General features: G+C 69.9%; 14 protein-coding genes. 6 read left to right on the forward strand and 8 right to left on the reverse strand.

Annotation, left to right across the window (positions count from 1 at the left end; genetic code table 11):
* Nucleotides 1-23: 23 nt before the first annotated feature.
* Together ACH4ZA_RS36895 and ACH4ZA_RS36900 are read right to left on the reverse strand one after the other, a co-directional pair.
* On the reverse strand, nt 24-212 hold the full coding sequence (locus ACH4ZA_RS36895) for a hypothetical protein (RefSeq protein WP_398433480.1): 189 nt from the start codon (nt 210-212) through the stop codon (nt 24-26).
* 148 nt (nt 213-360) lie between these two features.
* Complete coding sequence (locus tag ACH4ZA_RS36900; RefSeq protein ID WP_398433507.1) at nt 361-1,371, reverse strand: DMT family transporter; 1,011 nt, start codon at nt 1,369-1,371, stop codon at nt 361-363.
* Nucleotides 1,372-1,524: 153 nt separating this feature from the next.
* On the opposite strand from ACH4ZA_RS36900, the gene ACH4ZA_RS36905 reads away from it, so the two are divergent.
* The gene (locus ACH4ZA_RS36905) at nt 1,525-2,496 is read left to right on the forward strand and encodes a LysR family transcriptional regulator (protein ID WP_398433481.1); all 972 of its coding nucleotides are present in this window, start codon (nt 1,525-1,527) and stop codon (nt 2,494-2,496) included.
* Between the two features lie 158 nt (nt 2,497-2,654).
* A complete protein-coding gene (locus ACH4ZA_RS36910; protein ID WP_398433482.1) occupies nt 2,655-3,890 on the forward strand; it encodes an Ig-like domain-containing protein in 1,236 nt (411 codons plus the stop codon).
* Nucleotides 3,891-3,910: 20 nt separating this feature from the next.
* Here the strand turns inward: ACH4ZA_RS36910 and ACH4ZA_RS36915 are convergent, their stop codons facing one another.
* Nucleotides 3,911-4,378 (reverse strand): winged helix-turn-helix transcriptional regulator, encoded by a 468-nt coding sequence (locus ACH4ZA_RS36915; protein ID WP_398433483.1) that lies wholly within the window; start codon nt 4,376-4,378, stop codon nt 3,911-3,913.
* A 90-nt stretch (nt 4,379-4,468) separates the two neighbouring features.
* Here ACH4ZA_RS36915 and ACH4ZA_RS36920 point away from each other — a divergent pair, with 90 nt between their 5' ends.
* Nucleotides 4,469-4,963 (forward strand): PaaI family thioesterase, encoded by a 495-nt coding sequence (locus tag ACH4ZA_RS36920; RefSeq protein ID WP_398433484.1) that lies wholly within the window; start codon nt 4,469-4,471, stop codon nt 4,961-4,963.
* An 82-nt stretch (nt 4,964-5,045) separates the two neighbouring features.
* Nucleotides 5,046-5,657: a glyoxalase gene (locus tag ACH4ZA_RS36925; RefSeq protein WP_398433485.1), complete on the forward strand. Its 612-nt coding sequence runs from the start codon at nt 5,046-5,048 to the stop codon at nt 5,655-5,657.
* Nucleotides 5,658-5,884: 227 nt separating this feature from the next.
* On the opposite strand, the gene ACH4ZA_RS36930 is transcribed toward ACH4ZA_RS36925, so the two are convergent.
* The 3 genes from ACH4ZA_RS36930 to ACH4ZA_RS36940 form a co-directional block, all read right to left on the reverse strand.
* On the reverse strand, nt 5,885-6,394 hold the full coding sequence (locus tag ACH4ZA_RS36930; RefSeq protein ID WP_398433486.1) for a DUF2690 domain-containing protein: 510 nt from the start codon (nt 6,392-6,394) through the stop codon (nt 5,885-5,887).
* A gap of 66 nt (nt 6,395-6,460) precedes the next feature.
* On the reverse strand, nt 6,461-7,666 hold the full coding sequence (locus ACH4ZA_RS36935) for a hypothetical protein (RefSeq protein WP_398433508.1): 1,206 nt from the start codon (nt 7,664-7,666) through the stop codon (nt 6,461-6,463).
* Nucleotides 7,667-7,683: 17 nt separating this feature from the next.
* Nucleotides 7,684-8,259 (reverse strand): hypothetical protein, encoded by a 576-nt coding sequence (locus ACH4ZA_RS36940; protein WP_398433487.1) that lies wholly within the window; start codon nt 8,257-8,259, stop codon nt 7,684-7,686.
* A 452-nt stretch (nt 8,260-8,711) separates the two neighbouring features.
* Here ACH4ZA_RS36940 and ACH4ZA_RS36945 point away from each other — a divergent pair, with 452 nt between their 5' ends.
* Nucleotides 8,712-9,389: a helix-turn-helix domain-containing protein gene (locus ACH4ZA_RS36945; protein WP_398433488.1), complete on the forward strand. Its 678-nt coding sequence runs from the start codon at nt 8,712-8,714 to the stop codon at nt 9,387-9,389.
* 19 nt (nt 9,390-9,408) lie between these two features.
* Here ACH4ZA_RS36945 and ACH4ZA_RS36950 read toward each other — a convergent pair whose 3' ends face one another.
* Both ACH4ZA_RS36950 and ACH4ZA_RS36955 read right to left on the reverse strand, forming a co-directional pair.
* Nucleotides 9,409-10,053: a hypothetical protein gene (locus tag ACH4ZA_RS36950; protein ID WP_398433489.1), complete on the reverse strand. Its 645-nt coding sequence runs from the start codon at nt 10,051-10,053 to the stop codon at nt 9,409-9,411.
* A gap of 155 nt (nt 10,054-10,208) precedes the next feature.
* On the reverse strand, nt 10,209-12,377 hold the full coding sequence (locus ACH4ZA_RS36955) for a WD40 repeat domain-containing protein (protein WP_398433490.1): 2,169 nt from the start codon (nt 12,375-12,377) through the stop codon (nt 10,209-10,211).
* Nucleotides 12,378-12,548: 171 nt separating this feature from the next.
* On the opposite strand from ACH4ZA_RS36955, the gene ACH4ZA_RS36960 reads away from it, so the two are divergent.
* Nucleotides 12,549-14,588, forward strand: a complete 2,040-nt coding sequence (locus ACH4ZA_RS36960; RefSeq protein ID WP_398433491.1) for a WD40 repeat domain-containing protein — start codon at nt 12,549-12,551, stop codon at nt 14,586-14,588.
* Nucleotides 14,589-14,664: the final 76 nt, after the last annotated feature.

Genomic DNA, 14,664 nt, shown 5'->3' on the forward strand with positions numbered 1-14,664 from the left:
GGCGTCGATCGGCCGCAGAGCCCTCAGTCGTCGCCACCGCTCTGCCGGGAGCGGGAACCCCGGCTCGCGCTGCGCGCCAGCTCACTGCCGATCATCGTCGCCTTCGCGACACCACGCGCCCAGCGGGGTGCGTCGCCCCGGGCCTCCCAATAGACGCAGACGCAGCCGCCGATGACGAGCAGAAGGACGACCACCAATATGAGCACGACCACGCACTGCTCTCCATTCGTGTGGGGCCCGTCATCGTCTCGAACGGGCCTCGACGCGGGCAGACCTTCGATGCCCTCGCGACCGGCCATGAGACCGGTCAACGATGAGACGCGTCCGGCCGCCTCCTGGTTGCCCCGGGCGCGACCGGGATCATCGTGCACGCCCCACGGCGGGGCGCCGGGCGTCGGCCGGGTGACCCTCCGGGTCGGTCCGGGACACTGCCGCCTCTCCGGCGGCCGGCTCCCGGTCTGCCGTCTCCCTGGCGGCCGCCGCCGCGCCCTGCCTCCGCGTCATCCCCACTCCCGCCAGCACCACGATCATCCCCAGCACCACCCGGGCGGTCAGGTCCTCGCCCAGGACGACCGCGCCGAGCAGTACGGACACGACCGGCAGCAGATAGCCGACGACCGCGGCGTTGGTCGCACCCTCGTCGTTGATGATCCGATAGGTGAGGTGGAAGGTGACCGCCGTGCAGCAGACGCCGAGGACGACGGCCGCGATCAGGACCGTCGGGCCGAGCTCGATCGGGTCCAGGCCTGCGACGGGCATCGCGAGGGAGCTCAGTCCGCTCGCGGCGACGAGCTGGGCGGCGGACAGCGAGATCGTGGGGGTTCCCCTGCGGACCAGGGTGCGGCCCATGTACGTGAACGCGACGGCGTAACTCGCGGCCGCGCCCAGGATGGCGAGGGCGCCCCAGCCATTGGCCCCGGAAGACTGCCAGGGAGCGAAGATGACGATCGTGCCGGTGAAGCCGAGCAGGAGACCCGCCAGCCGTACCGTCCGCAGCCCGCGCTCGGAGCCGAGGGCCAGTCCGAGGACGATCGACCACAGCGGGGTCGTCGCGTTCAGGACACCTGCGAGCCCGGAGTCCACGGTCTGCTGACCCAGGCTGAACAGGGCGAACGGCAGGGCGTTGCAGAAGAACGCCGCGATCACGATGTGCCGCCAGACGGCTACGCCCGTGGGCAGCCGGCGCCCAGATACGCAGCAGGCGACGAAGAGGACGACCGCGCCGAGGGTGCAGCGCGCGAACGTGACCTGCAACGGGGAGAGCCCGCGCAGTGCCAACTCGGTCCAGAGAAAGGTCGAGCCCCACAGGAGAGCGAGCACGGCCACCCGCAGTCCGCCCCACAGGCCCCTCGCCCCGCTGCCGTCGTTCATGATGCCCCGCTTCCCGCTTCCCGCGTCCCGTGTCCCGCGTCCGGTGACCTGGTGGTCGTCCACCGTCCCGCCTGGGTCCTTGCCTAGGAAGGTGCCGCAGCAAAGCTTTGAGGACAAGCAAATGGTTCTACCCATACTGTTAAGCTCAGCTACATGCTTGATGTGAGACGACTGCAGGTCCTGCGCGCGGTGGTCACCAGCGGCACGGTCACCGCCGCCGCGGCACACCTGGGCTACACCCCGTCCGCCGTCAGCCAGCAGGTGGCGGCGCTGGAGAAGCAGGCCGGCACGGCGCTGCTGGAGCGGGTCGGCCGCGGGGTACGCCCCACGGCGGCCGGGCTCCTGCTGACCGAGCACGCCGCACTGATCAGCGCGGCGGTCTCCCAGGCGGAGACCGCCCTCGCCGACTTGCGCGCGGGACGCACCGGCCGGCTGTCGGTCCGCTACTTCGCCACGGCCGGCTCGACGCTGATGGCGCCCGCCATGGCCAGGCTGCGCGCCGAGCACCCGGGAGTCCGTGTCGACCTCGAACTGGCCGACCCGCTGGACCCGTTGCAGGAGGTGGCGCGGGGCCGGGCCGACCTGGCGGTCGTGGTCCGGTCACGGGAGCACGCGGGCGAAGGCTTCCGGCTCGTCCCCCTCCTCGACGATCCGTACGCCGCCGTACTGCCCCAGGGACATCAGCTCGCGAGCAGGGAGGTCGTCGACCTGCACGAGCTGTCCGGCGAGCAGTGGGTCGGCAGCGAGCCCCCCGGCCCCTGCCTCGAACCCGTCATCGACTCCTGCGCGGCGGCGGGCTTCAGCCCCGACTTCGTCATCCAGAGCGAGGACTACGCCACCGCCCAGGGCTTCGTCGCGGCAGGTCTCGGCGTGGCCCTGATTCCGCGGCTCGGACTGCGCAACCGGCACCCCGGCGTCGTCGTACGGCCGGTCCGCAATCCGGAACCGGTCCGAGCGATCTCGGCGGCCGTGCGGGAGATCGCCCTCGAACAGCCCGCCCTGCGAGGCCTGTTGGACGCCCTGCGGGACGCAGCCGTCGCCGCGGACGCACAGGGCGCACTGGACGCGTCCGCCGCAACGGACACCCAGGGAGCGCCTGGGGCCTCGAGGGCCGAGACACGGTGACCGCTGCGTCGCGCAAGCATTCGACAACGGGTGGCCTTCACCACAATTTGCCCATTTATGGACATAGGGCGGTCTATAAGTAGTCTCAAGGCTGGTCGCGCTTCTGCGGTGATCGGCACAGAGATCCAGAGACCGTCCCATGGGAGAAGTGCTTGATCATGCTGAGGAAACGACGCACCGGACTGATGGCTACGACCGGCGTGCTTGGCGGCGTACTCGCGGTCACGGCCCTCGGCGGTACGAGCATCGCTGCCACCGGGGCCGCCGACGCCGGGAGCCACCCCACACCGCCGGCGCATGCCAAGCGGGCGGACGCCGTGGAGGCTTCCGAGGCCCGAATAGAGATCACGCCCGGGGAGGGCGCCCACAACGTCGGGGTGAACGACCCGGTCGGCGTCACCGTCGACAAGGGCAAGCTCACCAAGGTGACCATGACCGCCGTCGCGACCGGGGCCGAGGTCCCGGGCACCGTGTCCGCGGACCGCACCTCCTGGAAGCCGAACGGCGACCTGAAGCGTGCCACCGCGTACCAGATCGCCGCGGAGGCCGTGGACGCCAAGGGCCGCTCGGCAAGCGACAACGCCACGATCACCACGGTCTCCCCGGCCAACGACTTCATCGGGCACCTCTCCCCCCAGGACGGCTCGACCGTCGGCGTGGGCATGCCGGTGTCGATCACCTTCGACCGGGCGGTCGGCGACAGGGCCGCCGTGCAGTCGGAGATCCAGGTCAGCTCCAGCAGCGGCCAGCAGGCCGTCGGTCACTGGTTCAGCGATCACCGCCTCGACTTCCGCCCCGAGACCTACTGGGAGCCCGGCTCCACCGTCACCGTCACGCTCACCCGCTACGGCGTCCAGAAGACGGTCACCTTCACGATCGGCCGGAGCCAGATCAGCACCGTGGACGCGAAGACCAAGCAGATGACCGTCGTCCGCAACGGCAAGACGGTCAGAACCATCCCGATCTCGTCAGGCAGCGCCGAGCACCCGACGTACAACGGCCAGATGGTGATCTCCGAGAAGTTCAGCCACATTCACATGAACGGTGCGAGCGTCGGCCTCAAGGAGAAGAACGGCAAGCCCTCGTACGACATCAAGGCCGTACCGCACGCCATGCGCCTGACCGACTCGGGCACGTTCATCCACGGCAACTACTGGGGCGGCGACTCCGTCTTCGGCAAGGTCAACACCAGCCACGGCTGCGTGGGCCTGAAGGACGTCAGGGGTGGCGGCACCGACCGGCAGCCCGCCGCCTGGTTCTTCGACCACTCGCTGATCGGTGACCTCGTGATCGTCAAGAACTCCGCGGACAAGACCATGCTGGCGCCGGGCAACGGCCTCAGCGACTGGAACATGCCGTGGAGCGAGTGGGTCGCGGGCAGCCCGACCACCTGACCCGCACCGCGTCCGGGCCGTCAGCCGAGGGGCACCGCCGAAGGGCCCGGGCGCGTACGGGCCTCCGAAGGACTCAACGGGCCGTGACCCTCCACGCAGACGACCATCGCACCCAGAGGCTCACCGCAGTCCGCATGACGAACCTCCAGGGGCGGCCCTTCCGGGTCAGCCGTGTACTGGTCGCCCCACTGCTTGAGGGCGATCATCGCGGGCCACAGATCCCAGCCCTTGCGGGTGAGCCGGTACTCGTGCCGGGTGCGACGCCCCTGTTCGCGGTAGGCGACGGTCTGCAGGATCCCGGCCGCCACCAGCTTGCGCAGCCGGTCCGCCAGGACGGCCTCGGACAGTCCGACATGCCGGCGGAAGTCGTCGAAACGCCGGACGCCGTTCATGGCGTCCCGGATCAGCAGCAGCGACCACTTCTCGCCGATCAGGTCCAGAGTGCGATGGACCGTGCAGTTCTCCGCGCTCGTCTCCAGCCACCTCATGCGCCCATCCTAGGCTGGCTTCGTCATTGACAGCCAGAGGAGTGCACAGCTAACTTCACTTACGGAAGTCAGCCAGGTATGGGAGTGGGAATGCGCAGGTCACGAACGTTCGAGTGGTCGGACCCGGCGGTCTCAGCCGGGGCCGTCGGGGATCACAGCGGCCTCGATTTCCTCCGCGAGATCGTGGCCGGCCGGCTGCCCGGACCGCCGATCGCCGCCACCCTGGGCTTCACGCTCGATGAGGCCGAGTACGGCCGGGCGGTGTTCGTGCTAGTGCCGGGCGAGGAGCACTACAACCCCATCGGCAGCGTCCACGGCGGCGTCTTCGCCACGCTCCTCGACTCCGCGGCCGGCTGCGCCGTCCAGTCCGTGCTGCCCCAGGGCACCGGCTACACCTCGCTCGACCTGACCCTGAAGTTCCTGCGCCCGATCACCGTGGACACGGGCAAGGTCCGTGCCATCGGGACCGTCCTCCACAGTGGCCGGCGTACCGCGCTCGCCCAGGCGGAGCTGCGTGACTCAGAGGACCGGCTGCTGGCCCACGCCACCAGCAGCTGCATGCTGTTCCCCATCCCGCCCCGCTGACCGCCCCGCTCTGTCGTCGAAAGGGGGGCATCGGTCAGGATCGGAGAAGCATCGGGCGCCGAGGACGCCTAGCGTGAAGGGCATGACCTCCATCGACTTCATCACCCTGGAAGTGGCCGACCCCGCGGCCGCCGAACGCTTCTACGCGGAGGGCTTCGGCCTGGGCAAGGAGGTACGCCTGCGGGCCTCCGAAGAGCCGACCTCCGGCTTCCGCGGTTTCACCGTCTCGCTCGTGGTGGCCCAGCCGTCGATCGTGGACAACCTCTTCGGCACCGCGCTCGACGCCGGCGCCACGACGCTGAAGCCCGCCAAGAAGTCGTTGTGGGGCTACGGCGGCGTCGTACAGGCCCCGGACGGGACCGTCTGGCAGATCGCCAGTTCCTCGAAGAAGGACTCCGGCCCCGACAGCCGGCGGATCGACGAGATCGTCGTACTGCTGGGGGTGGCGGACATGGCCGCGAGCAAGCAGTTCTATGTCGAGCGCGGCCTCAAGGTGGCGAAGAGCTTCGGCAGCAAGTACGTCGAGTTCGACGCCTCGGCCAGCCCCGTCAAGCTGTCGCTGTACGGGCGTCGGGGCCTGGCCAAGGTCGCAGGCGTGTCGCCGGAGGGAGCGGGATCGTCCCGGCTCGCGATCGGCAGCGACGCCGGGCCCTTCACCGACCCGGACGGATTCGTCTGGGAGCCCGCCGGCTGAGACCGCGAGCCCGCGGCCTGAGGCCCGCGGGGTCGCAGCGCGGCTCGGAATCCGGTGAGACGGGGAAGGTGCGCGGAGGAAGGGCCGGGACTGAGCCGACGGACGAATCCGTGCGGGATCAGGCCCGGCCGTCGAACCTCCTGGGGACGTTCCTTTGCCGGTCAGGACGCGTTTTCGCGGTTCATGGCTCCGCGTTCATGGCTCCGCGTTCATGGCCCTGCCCGGGCTCAGCCGCAGATCTGGCGTCCCCACTCCCCGTACGGGTAGGCCGTGCTGACGCCTGTGTCCGCGTTGCCGGTCCCGCAGGAGCGGGTGTTGGGGGTGTAGACCATCAGGCTCCACTGGTAGGGCTCGCCTGCGGCCACGTTGCCGCGGCCCACCGTCAGGGCCGGGCCGTCGGAGCCCGCAGGGCGGGTGATCTCCGCCTTGTTGCGGCAGGGCTCACCGCTGCAACGGGTCGTGTTGGAGTAGACGCGGATCCATTGGGTCAGGCAGGTGTTGCTGTAGCGCATCTCGATGGTGCCGACCTGACTGGTCGTGTTGGGCAGGTAGAGCGGCGCGGAGGCGAGAGTCTTGGCGTTCGAGGCACAACCTGTGGCGGCCGGGTCCGCGCCGTCATAAGGGCTGGCGGCATGGGCGGCGGAGGCGCCCTGCCAGGTGAGAACCGTCGTGCAGGCGGCTGCGGCGAACGTCATCGCCAGCGTCTTGCGGCGGCGGCCGCTGTTCAGTGAAAGCATCCGTGCGTCCCCGTTCTGATCGTTGTGTTTCCGGTCGGTCATGTGCTTCTGGCTCTGGATCCGCTGCTATTGCGGAATCGAGCACAGGGGGACATCCGGCAATTGATTGTCCGGATGGCTTATGTAGATGTTGGAGATGTAGCCGCCGTACTGGGGCAGATACGCCCACCAGTCGTTGGTGTACGGGGGCACGGAGACGGACTGGCCCTTCTTCTGGCAGCCCACCAGTACCTCGACCCCCGCGGGCAGTCGGGTCAGTGCGTTGTCACCGATGCGTGGTTCACTGCGGACGTTGACCTCCGAACTCCATGTTCCGTACCACTTTCCGGACGGCGCGACGCCACCGGGAACATTGAGTGAACGGGTCAGTCGACCGATGTCGGTGAATGCCTTTCCGTAGGAAGTACCGGCCTGGTGCAGTGTGTAGACGGCCACGATCGAGCGATCGCCGGCGCCGACGGTGCCGGTGGAATGCAGGGCGGGACGGGTCAGATCCACGGCCGCGGCGGCGTGGCCGACGCCGGCCGCCGGCCCGGGCGCGACCGGGCTCGTGGGGCCGCAGGTGCCCTTCGGATACGAGTCGCCCGACCAGCCCTGCTTCACGGCCCAGGGCCGGTTGAAGGCGCCGGCGATCCCGAAGTGCTGGTCGAAGTCGTCCGACGCACAGCGGGTCGACCGACGAAGGTTGTCCATGATGAAGTTGCGTACGGGCGCGTGGGCTTTTTCGAGGATGTAGCGGTAGATCGTCACCGTGTCGCGGGCCGAAATGGCCGTGTAGCCCCAGAAGTTCGGGTCGGCAGGGGGCTCCGTGTCGCTCAGCCCGAGGTTGCCGCGCATACGGGTGACGATCGATGAATAGCCGTGACTCGACCAGTAGTCATTGGCCGCGTCGTCATCGCTGCTGCGGAGCATCGGCTCCAGCCAGGCACGGTCCGCGGCCGGGACAACGTAGTCGGAGCCTCGGTTCCAGAAATAGTCCAGAGCCATCAGCAGTTTGACGATCGATGCCGAACGGAACTGCATGCTCGCGTTCAACTGCTCGGTGAAATTACCGGTCTGACGATCGAAGACGGCGACCCCGGCGGTGACGCCGACGGGCACGACGGCACTTGTTCCTCTGACGGCCGAGGTGTCGTCGGATCGTGCGGGTGCGGCCGCCGCCGGGAAGAACGCGATGCCGACGAACGTCACGCAGAGAAACGCCGTGACCGTGGCGAGAAGGCTTCTGCGTCGGGGGCCCGCGGCGGCCTCGGGAGAGGCGGTGGAACGCATATCGTCATCGACCTTCCCTACCGGCAGTTGGTGATGGAGTTCACGGGGTACCAGTCCACGTGGTAACCCTGCGAAGAGAATGCGGGGGGCATGTCCCACCAGCTCAAGTCCCTGTAGTAGAGCCGCGGAACGGTACCGGTGGTCTGATTGTTCATCCAGGAGCCCTGTGAGACCCAGGGGATGAAGTAGTTGTCGCAGTTGTACATGCCGATGGAGTCACCCCCACCCCACTGGAGCTGATAGGCGCAGAACCACCCGTAGGGCACTGGGTTCCATGATGAAAAGTCCTTGCACACGGTCGCCCGAGGGACGGCTCCGCTGCCTTGCGTGAGCTGTCGGGGCCGCGCTTCCCCGGGAACGGTGACGTTCAGGACCGCACCCTTCATGCTGATTTGGTTCGGCGAGACCTGCTCGCCCCTCCCCCGCAGCTTGACCAGATAGCCGTCGACCTTGGCCTGCAATGCCGCGGCCTTGTCGGTCGACAGACCTGCCGCTCGCGCCTGTGCCACGAATCCCGCGTCGGTCGAGGACGCGACCGCAGCTCCCTGTCCGACTGCCCCCAAAAGGAGCCCCATGACCAGGGCGGTGATCAACCACCGGATACTCGCTCGCATTTCGAATCCCCCTGCTTCTGCCGGGTCGCCTTTTGCCGCACTCTCACAAGCGCTGCACGCCTTAGCGGAGTTCGGCCGTATGTGTGGATCGACTGCAGCATATGAATGGCGGACGACCGTTCGCTATCCGTTCTCCGCCGGCTGGTCCGCGCATATCGGATTGCCGGGACGGTGTGCATCCGTCACGGCTGGGGCGGGACGGGCGAGTCGGCCTGCCGAGCCCGAAGCACCGGTTCAGCCGTCATGGAACCGTGTGACGGCGACTGGTGAGGAACGGTCATGGTTCCGTCACGTTCGCCGGGTGGAGCGGTCATGCACCGCTGTGAACCTCCTGTGTGTCCCCGCGACCGAGCCGGGGAGAAGGAGGGGTTCGGACCGTGTCAGCGCCGCCCGTTCCGCCCAGCCGCGTGTGCCGAGCACGGGGCCGGGGTGTGATCCTGCGAGCCATCACCGTGGAGACCTGCCGCGCTCAACTGCTCGGCTGGGGACCGGTTCCGGAGCCGGATCCACTGAGGGGCGTGGCCCTGGTGCTGCTGCGCCAGGTCCCCGGCACCGGCGAGTACGTGGCTGTGGCCTACCTCCCCGAAGGGCCCGTCCCCGACCCACGGTTCGGCCCGCTCGCGGACGGCGACCTCGTGGTGGTCGCCTGGCCGGGGACCGCGCTCACCTCCGCGCAGTTCGAACAGGCCCTGGTGCACAGCCTGGTGGGTCTCCGAACGCAGGACCACCCCGCCGTCCCGCCCCCGCACGGCCGTCCCGCGATTTCGGGTGCCGTACGACGGGCCATGGCGTACTGCGAGGAACACGCAGGCGAGCCGGTGTCGGTGGCGGACATGGCCGCGGCGGCCCGGGTCAGTCCTCGTACCCTCCAGGACCGCTTTCGGGCCGACCTCGGGACCACCCCGGCGGCCCACCTGCGGCGCGTACGGCTGGAGCGGGCACACCAGGACCTGCTGCGCATCGCGGACGGTTCCGCGTCCGGAACGGTCACCGACGTCGCGGCGCGCTGGGGCTTCACCCACCTGGGCCGGTTCGCCGCGTACTACCGTGCGGCGTACGGTCAGGTGCCGTCCCGCACCGCGGAACGACGCCAGAGTCCGCCGGTTTGAGGGGCACTCGATCCCGTAGTCACTCCTCCCTCAAACGCGCCCATGTGTGAGTGTCCAGGCCGTCCTGGGGTCCCAGCCGGGCGAGTTCGACGTCATCACGTCCCAGGGCCACGATCACGGGACGGACTCCGCGACGCCCGGGAGGAGTCGCCCACACAGCAATGAGCCTGCGGTGGCGCTCGGGAACCTCGATGCGGCGAACGCCGAGGAGAACCCGACGCACGTCTCGCCCGAGTCGCAATGTGACGCAACTGATCCACGGGGCCGCGGTGATGGAGCGCGGAGGGTCAAGCGTGCGGGTGAGGCTGAGTGCGCCCCCGCCGTTGCGAACCTCGAGAACATCGGCATCGGCATCGGCATCGGCATCGGCAAAATCGTCTTCGCAGCCTCCGCCGCTGCTGCCTCCCGCGTACCGCCACCGCTCGCCGAACCACTCCAGAAGTGCAACGCACTCACGGGTCCGTGAGGCCTTCGGACGCCACCGGATCCAGATCGCACCGACACCGGCGACGTCGTCGACATCGGCCGACACCACGCTCACCACACGCCGCGGCATCCACCACGGTTGCGGCTCGTCTCCCGCCAGCGCCCGCTTCACTGCAATCCGCAGGAAACGCTCCCGCCCGGGCCCCGCCGCCGCCATGCCTTTTCCCCACGCCTGCATGTGCCTGCGATACCCGTTGCCCCGGGGCATTAGGCCGGGCCGCCTCGGCCGCGGCAGGAATGTCCCATGGTTCCCTGCAAGAGCTCGGGACACGGTCGGCAGCGCAGAGGGTGCGCGGTGGAACCGACGTGGTCGGCCTCTCGGATCAACCCTTCTCAGCGGCGATGGGTCAGGACCGCCACGTCCGCGCCGAAACCGACCACCAGCCGCCCGTCGGGCGCCACCGTCAGTCGCCTGATGCGGGACGGAAAGGCGTGCGCACCGATCTGCTGTCCTGTGCCTGCGTCCCACGTCCAGACGGTTCGGTCGCCGCCCGCGACCACGACAGGGCGGCCGTCCAGGGTGCCGGTCGCCCCCGCACGCACCTCACTGGTGTGTCCCGTCAGCGGCGGTGCCAGCAGTTCGCCCGTGGCCAGGTCCCAGAGGTGGACTCCCTCTGCCTCGTGGCTGGTCAGAACGACGCTGCGGCCTTCGAGCCGCTCCAGGGCCAGGGCGCCTCGTTGCCGCGGCTGTACTCCGATCCATCGGCTCTCGGTCAGGTCCCAGACGCGGCCTTCCCCGGTCACACCCACGAAGCGGCCGTCGACCACCGCGAAGAAGTCGATGTAGAGGCTGGTGTACTCGCTGGTCGACCGCCCGGGCAGCTCTTGACGGGTGGTCAGGTCCCATATCCGCACCGTTTTGGGCCAATCGCCGCGCGTGAGGAGGGTGGGCCGTCCGTCCACCGTCCCCGCCGCCAGCTCATCCACTCCGGCGGTGTAGCCGGTCGGGAGCTCACCGATCTGTCCCTTTCCGTCGAGGTCCCAGATCCGCACATTCGTGTCCGAGCCGCCGGTGACGATGACGCGACTCCCGTCCACGTCGGCCGTGGTGAGCCCTGTCACGGAGCCGACATGACCGGTCAGCAGGCCTTCCGTCCGCCTTTCACTGTCGAGGTCCCAGATGCGGACCGATCTGTCGTCGCCACCGGTGACCGCGAGCTGACGCCTGTTCACCACCACTGTCGCCGTTCCCCGCACGGTCGCCTCGTGACCCGTCAGCGACGGCTGCAACGGGCGGAGGGTGGGCAGATCCCACACGCCGACCGCTCCACGGCCGTATGCGACGAGCACGGCAGGGCGGTCGTCCAGCACCGTCACGGCCGCCGTCTGCACGAAAACGGCCGCGGGCTCACAGGCCTGCTCCTGCGTGGCCAGGTTCCAGACGCGCACCTCGTAGGCGTTGGCGCTGACGGCCATCGGGTCCTCGCACCCCGGATCCGTCACCAGGAAGTGCGCCGCGGCGTTGATGTCCAGGCTGGCGCAGCGCCGTGCCTGCACGTCCCCGTCGCTGCCGCCTTCCACCGTCCGGTCGTACTTCCGGTCCGCGAACACGGGAGGCTCCTCGGGAAGGTCGCCCAGGGGACCGGACTCCCGTCCCGCGATCAGGTCCCACAGCCGGACGGTCTCCTCCCCCGTGACCGGATCCATCGCCCCGAGTTCCCTCGAGTGGCTGGTGACGGCGACGGGACGGCCGTCCACCACCGCCGTCGCCAGAGCGGACACAAAGCCCGTGCGGATGGTCAACGGCTCGGTGTGCTGGGAGAGGGTGGCCAGATCCCACACTCTCACCACGTCGTCGACGCACGCGCCGACCACTACTGGCCGGCCCTCGACCAGTCCCGCGGCCAGCGATTTCACCCAGGAGTCATCGTCGGTGGAGCACTCACCGACCAGTTCTCCCCGTGCCAGGTCCCAGACCCGGACGCTTCTATCGAAGCCTGCGGTCACGGCGACGGGACGGCCGTCCAGCACCGCCGTCGCCAACGCGTCGACGGCGCCGCTGCGCGCGGTGACGGCCTTGCCGAGCCGGCTGCCCGTGGCCAGATCCCACGCGTGCAGCGTGCCGTCCTTGCAGCCGGCGACAGCGATGCCGCGGCCCTCCACGACCACGGTCGCCAACGCGCTCACCTCGGCCGGCACCGGCAACGCGTACCGCAGCCGGGAGTCCACGTCGCTGCCGGTCGCCCACTGCACGACCCAGGGGTCGTCCAACCCCTGGCGTACTGCAACCCCGGTGATGTCTCTCGCCAGTTCCCGGTTCCCGTACCGGGCGGCGTCCAGCGCCAGGACCTGCCGCCGCACCCCCGCACCGGCGTCGCGGTGCACGTGCCCCGACGTCCGGTACACGGCGGCCGCGGGCGTCTCCTCCTGCCCGGCAGCGCCGTCCAGGTCCGCGAGGATCAGCTCCGGATCCCCGTGCACCAGCCATCCCGGATCGGTCGAACGGCCGCCCGCCGCTGCACCTTCACGGTCCGGACCGCTCCTTCGGATTTCACCAGACATGACCGGCATGGTAGCCATGCCCCCTCGTCGACCGGGCGGTCGCCCGTTCCTGAGAAGGGTTTCCCGCAGCGACACAGGCGGAGGGGGCGTCGGTCGGATGACGAGCTGAGCGGAAAGCTGCCGGGCCCGAGCCGCCGGCTGATTGTCGGCGCCGTCTGCGAGACTCGTCCCATGATTTCGAAGCTGCCCTTGGACAGCCCTCGCTGGCATGGTCTTGACGGTGTGAAGGCCGAGGAGGTGCAGGTGGTCCTGGAGCAGTTGGCCTCTGCGGCTGCCACCGGGGGCGGCGAGGCGTGGCAGCGGTCCTGGGCGGACCTGTACGGCGGCCTGCTGGATGACGGAGTCGTCGCCGACGGGGCATATGCGGCCCTGCCGCATCTCGTCGAGGCGGCTGCGGTCCTGCCTCCGGGACAGACCGTGGATTTCTGGGTGGACCTCGGATTCCTCGTGACCGCCGATTACCGGCCGCCCGTCCCGGACGATCTCGAGGCGGTCTTCCGCGCCGCGCTGCGGCTGGCCGAGCGGGCGGCTGCCCGGAGTCTCCTCACCACTGGAGTTCCCGGACCGCTCTGTGCCCGACTCGCCCTCTCCTGCGTGGCCTTGGCCGGACACCACATCGGCGAGGCGCTGTGGCAGTTCCCGGAGGAAGGGGAAAGCGAGCTCCTGTTGTCGTGTCCCGGTTGCGGAAGCGACACGGAGATCGCCGACTTCTTCGTGGACGCGGCTCGTTCGCCCCTCGATGCGTCACTGCTGCCCGACCCCTCCCCCCATGTCCGGCAGGAAGGGCACCCCTGGAGCGAGGCCGCCGCGGCACTGCGGGAGGAGGCGCTGGGGGAAGGCTGGGAGCCCTTCCTGCGAGTGGCGCGCGATGTCGCGACGCGGGGGGTCTGCCCCGAAACACCGGCACAAGCCGTCCTGTGCCTGGTCGCCGGGATCGTCGCGGTCAGGGGCACGCCGCAGCGGGCCGCGGTGGATCTGGCCCGCCGACTGCTGTCCCTCACCGGGCACTTCGACTGCTGGGACTGCGAGCGGACGTGGACGATCACGGAAGGCCTGGTGGAGAGCCCGGACGGTGCGCTCTCCCCACACCGTCCGGATCGGGCGCCGGCGGACTCCGACGGGGCGGCTGCTGCCGGTGCACAAGCGGCGGCAGCCGGAGGAACCGGCCGGGCGGCGACCCGGTTCCGGCAGGAAGAGAACGCGGTGAAGGCCGCCGACGGCACACTCTGGGGCCGTATATCGGCGTTCTCCGATTCCGTGCCCGGCTCGCCCGGGGGTGTCGGCGCATTGGCGGTACTGGCCCACCCCGGTCGGCCGACCCTCGTCGCCGGCGGCGGGGACAAGGGCGTGGTGTGCCTGTGGGACGTGTCAGACGGCCGACTCGTCCACGACCCGCTGCCAGGACATCCGGACGCCGTCCGCTCGATGACGGCCCTGCCCCTGCCCGACGGCCGCGTCCTCCTGGCGAGCGGAGGCGACAGCGGGACGATCGCCGTGTGGAACCCTCTCACCGGGCAGCCGGTGCGCGAACCTGCCGGCGACTGGACCGGCGGGGTGACCGCGATGTGTGCGGCTGTCGTCCCCGAAGGCCGCACCCTGCTCGTCACCGCCACCCCACGTGGCGCCGTCCGGGTGTGGGAACCGGAAAGCGGTGAGTGCGTCGGGCGCCTCAACCCCTACGGCAGTCCGATCCGGTCGATCACCGCCGTCCCGATCTCCGCCGACCACACTCTTGTCGTGGCCGCGGACACGGCGGGCCGCGTGCACGTGTGGGATCCGGTCGTCGACGACCCGTGGGAAAGCGGCGCGGCCGTGCACCTGGACGCAGGGGCGCTCGCCGGTGCCGACCACCGGGCGGCCGCCGTGGCGGCTGTCCCGACGCCCGACCGGACCATGCTGGCCACGGCAGACGGACTCGGCGTCGTCATGCTGTGGGATCCGGCCACCGGCGCCCCGGTCGGCGATGGTCTGCCCAGCTCCACAGGCACCGCCGGCCCGCCGCTCCTCACCGCCGCCACGCCGCACGGCGGCCGCACGGTCCTGGTCGCCGGCGCCCGTCACGGTCACCGGCTGCGACTGTGGGAACCGGAGACCGGCGCGGTGCAGCACATCGCCCTGGAGGTGTCGCCGACCTGCCTGGCCGTCGCGGGCGCGGACCTGATCGTCGGACATGACCGCGGAGTCCTCAGCCTCCCGCTCACCAGACGCTGACCGCGTTCGGCCCCACGCCGTCCGGCAGGATGCCGCTTCATCGATCGCGACCGACCGTGATGAGACGTGGCTGAAC

Source organism: Streptomyces sp. NPDC020597 (assembly GCF_044335095.1).
GTDB lineage: Bacteria > Actinomycetota > Actinomycetes > Streptomycetales > Streptomycetaceae > Streptomyces.

Bases quoted from the DNA above. Each gene is read 5' to 3' on its own strand.
- ACH4ZA_RS36955 (WP_398433490.1), bottom strand. From the start codon at position 12,377: ATGTCTGGTGAAATCCGAAGGAGCGGTCCGGACCGTGAAGGTGCAGCG.
- ACH4ZA_RS36900 (WP_398433507.1), bottom strand. From the start codon at position 1,371: ATGAACGACGGCAGCGGGGCGAGGGGCCTGTGGGGCGGACTGCGGGTG.
- ACH4ZA_RS36950 (WP_398433489.1), bottom strand. From the start codon at position 10,053: ATGCAGGCGTGGGGAAAAGGCATGGCGGCGGCGGGGCCCGGGCGGGAG.
- ACH4ZA_RS36935 (WP_398433508.1), bottom strand. From the start codon at position 7,666: ATGCGTTCCACCGCCTCTCCCGAGGCCGCCGCGGGCCCCCGACGCAGA.
- ACH4ZA_RS36910 (WP_398433482.1), top strand. From the start codon at position 2,655: ATGCTGAGGAAACGACGCACCGGACTGATGGCTACGACCGGCGTGCTT.
- ACH4ZA_RS36915 (WP_398433483.1), bottom strand. From the start codon at position 4,378: ATGAGGTGGCTGGAGACGAGCGCGGAGAACTGCACGGTCCATCGCACT.
- ACH4ZA_RS36960 (WP_398433491.1), top strand. From the start codon at position 12,549: ATGATTTCGAAGCTGCCCTTGGACAGCCCTCGCTGGCATGGTCTTGAC.
- ACH4ZA_RS36920 (WP_398433484.1), top strand. From the start codon at position 4,469: ATGCGCAGGTCACGAACGTTCGAGTGGTCGGACCCGGCGGTCTCAGCC.
- ACH4ZA_RS36925 (WP_398433485.1), top strand. From the start codon at position 5,046: ATGACCTCCATCGACTTCATCACCCTGGAAGTGGCCGACCCCGCGGCC.
- ACH4ZA_RS36930 (WP_398433486.1), bottom strand. From the start codon at position 6,394: ATGCTTTCACTGAACAGCGGCCGCCGCCGCAAGACGCTGGCGATGACG.
- ACH4ZA_RS36905 (WP_398433481.1), top strand. From the start codon at position 1,525: ATGCTTGATGTGAGACGACTGCAGGTCCTGCGCGCGGTGGTCACCAGC.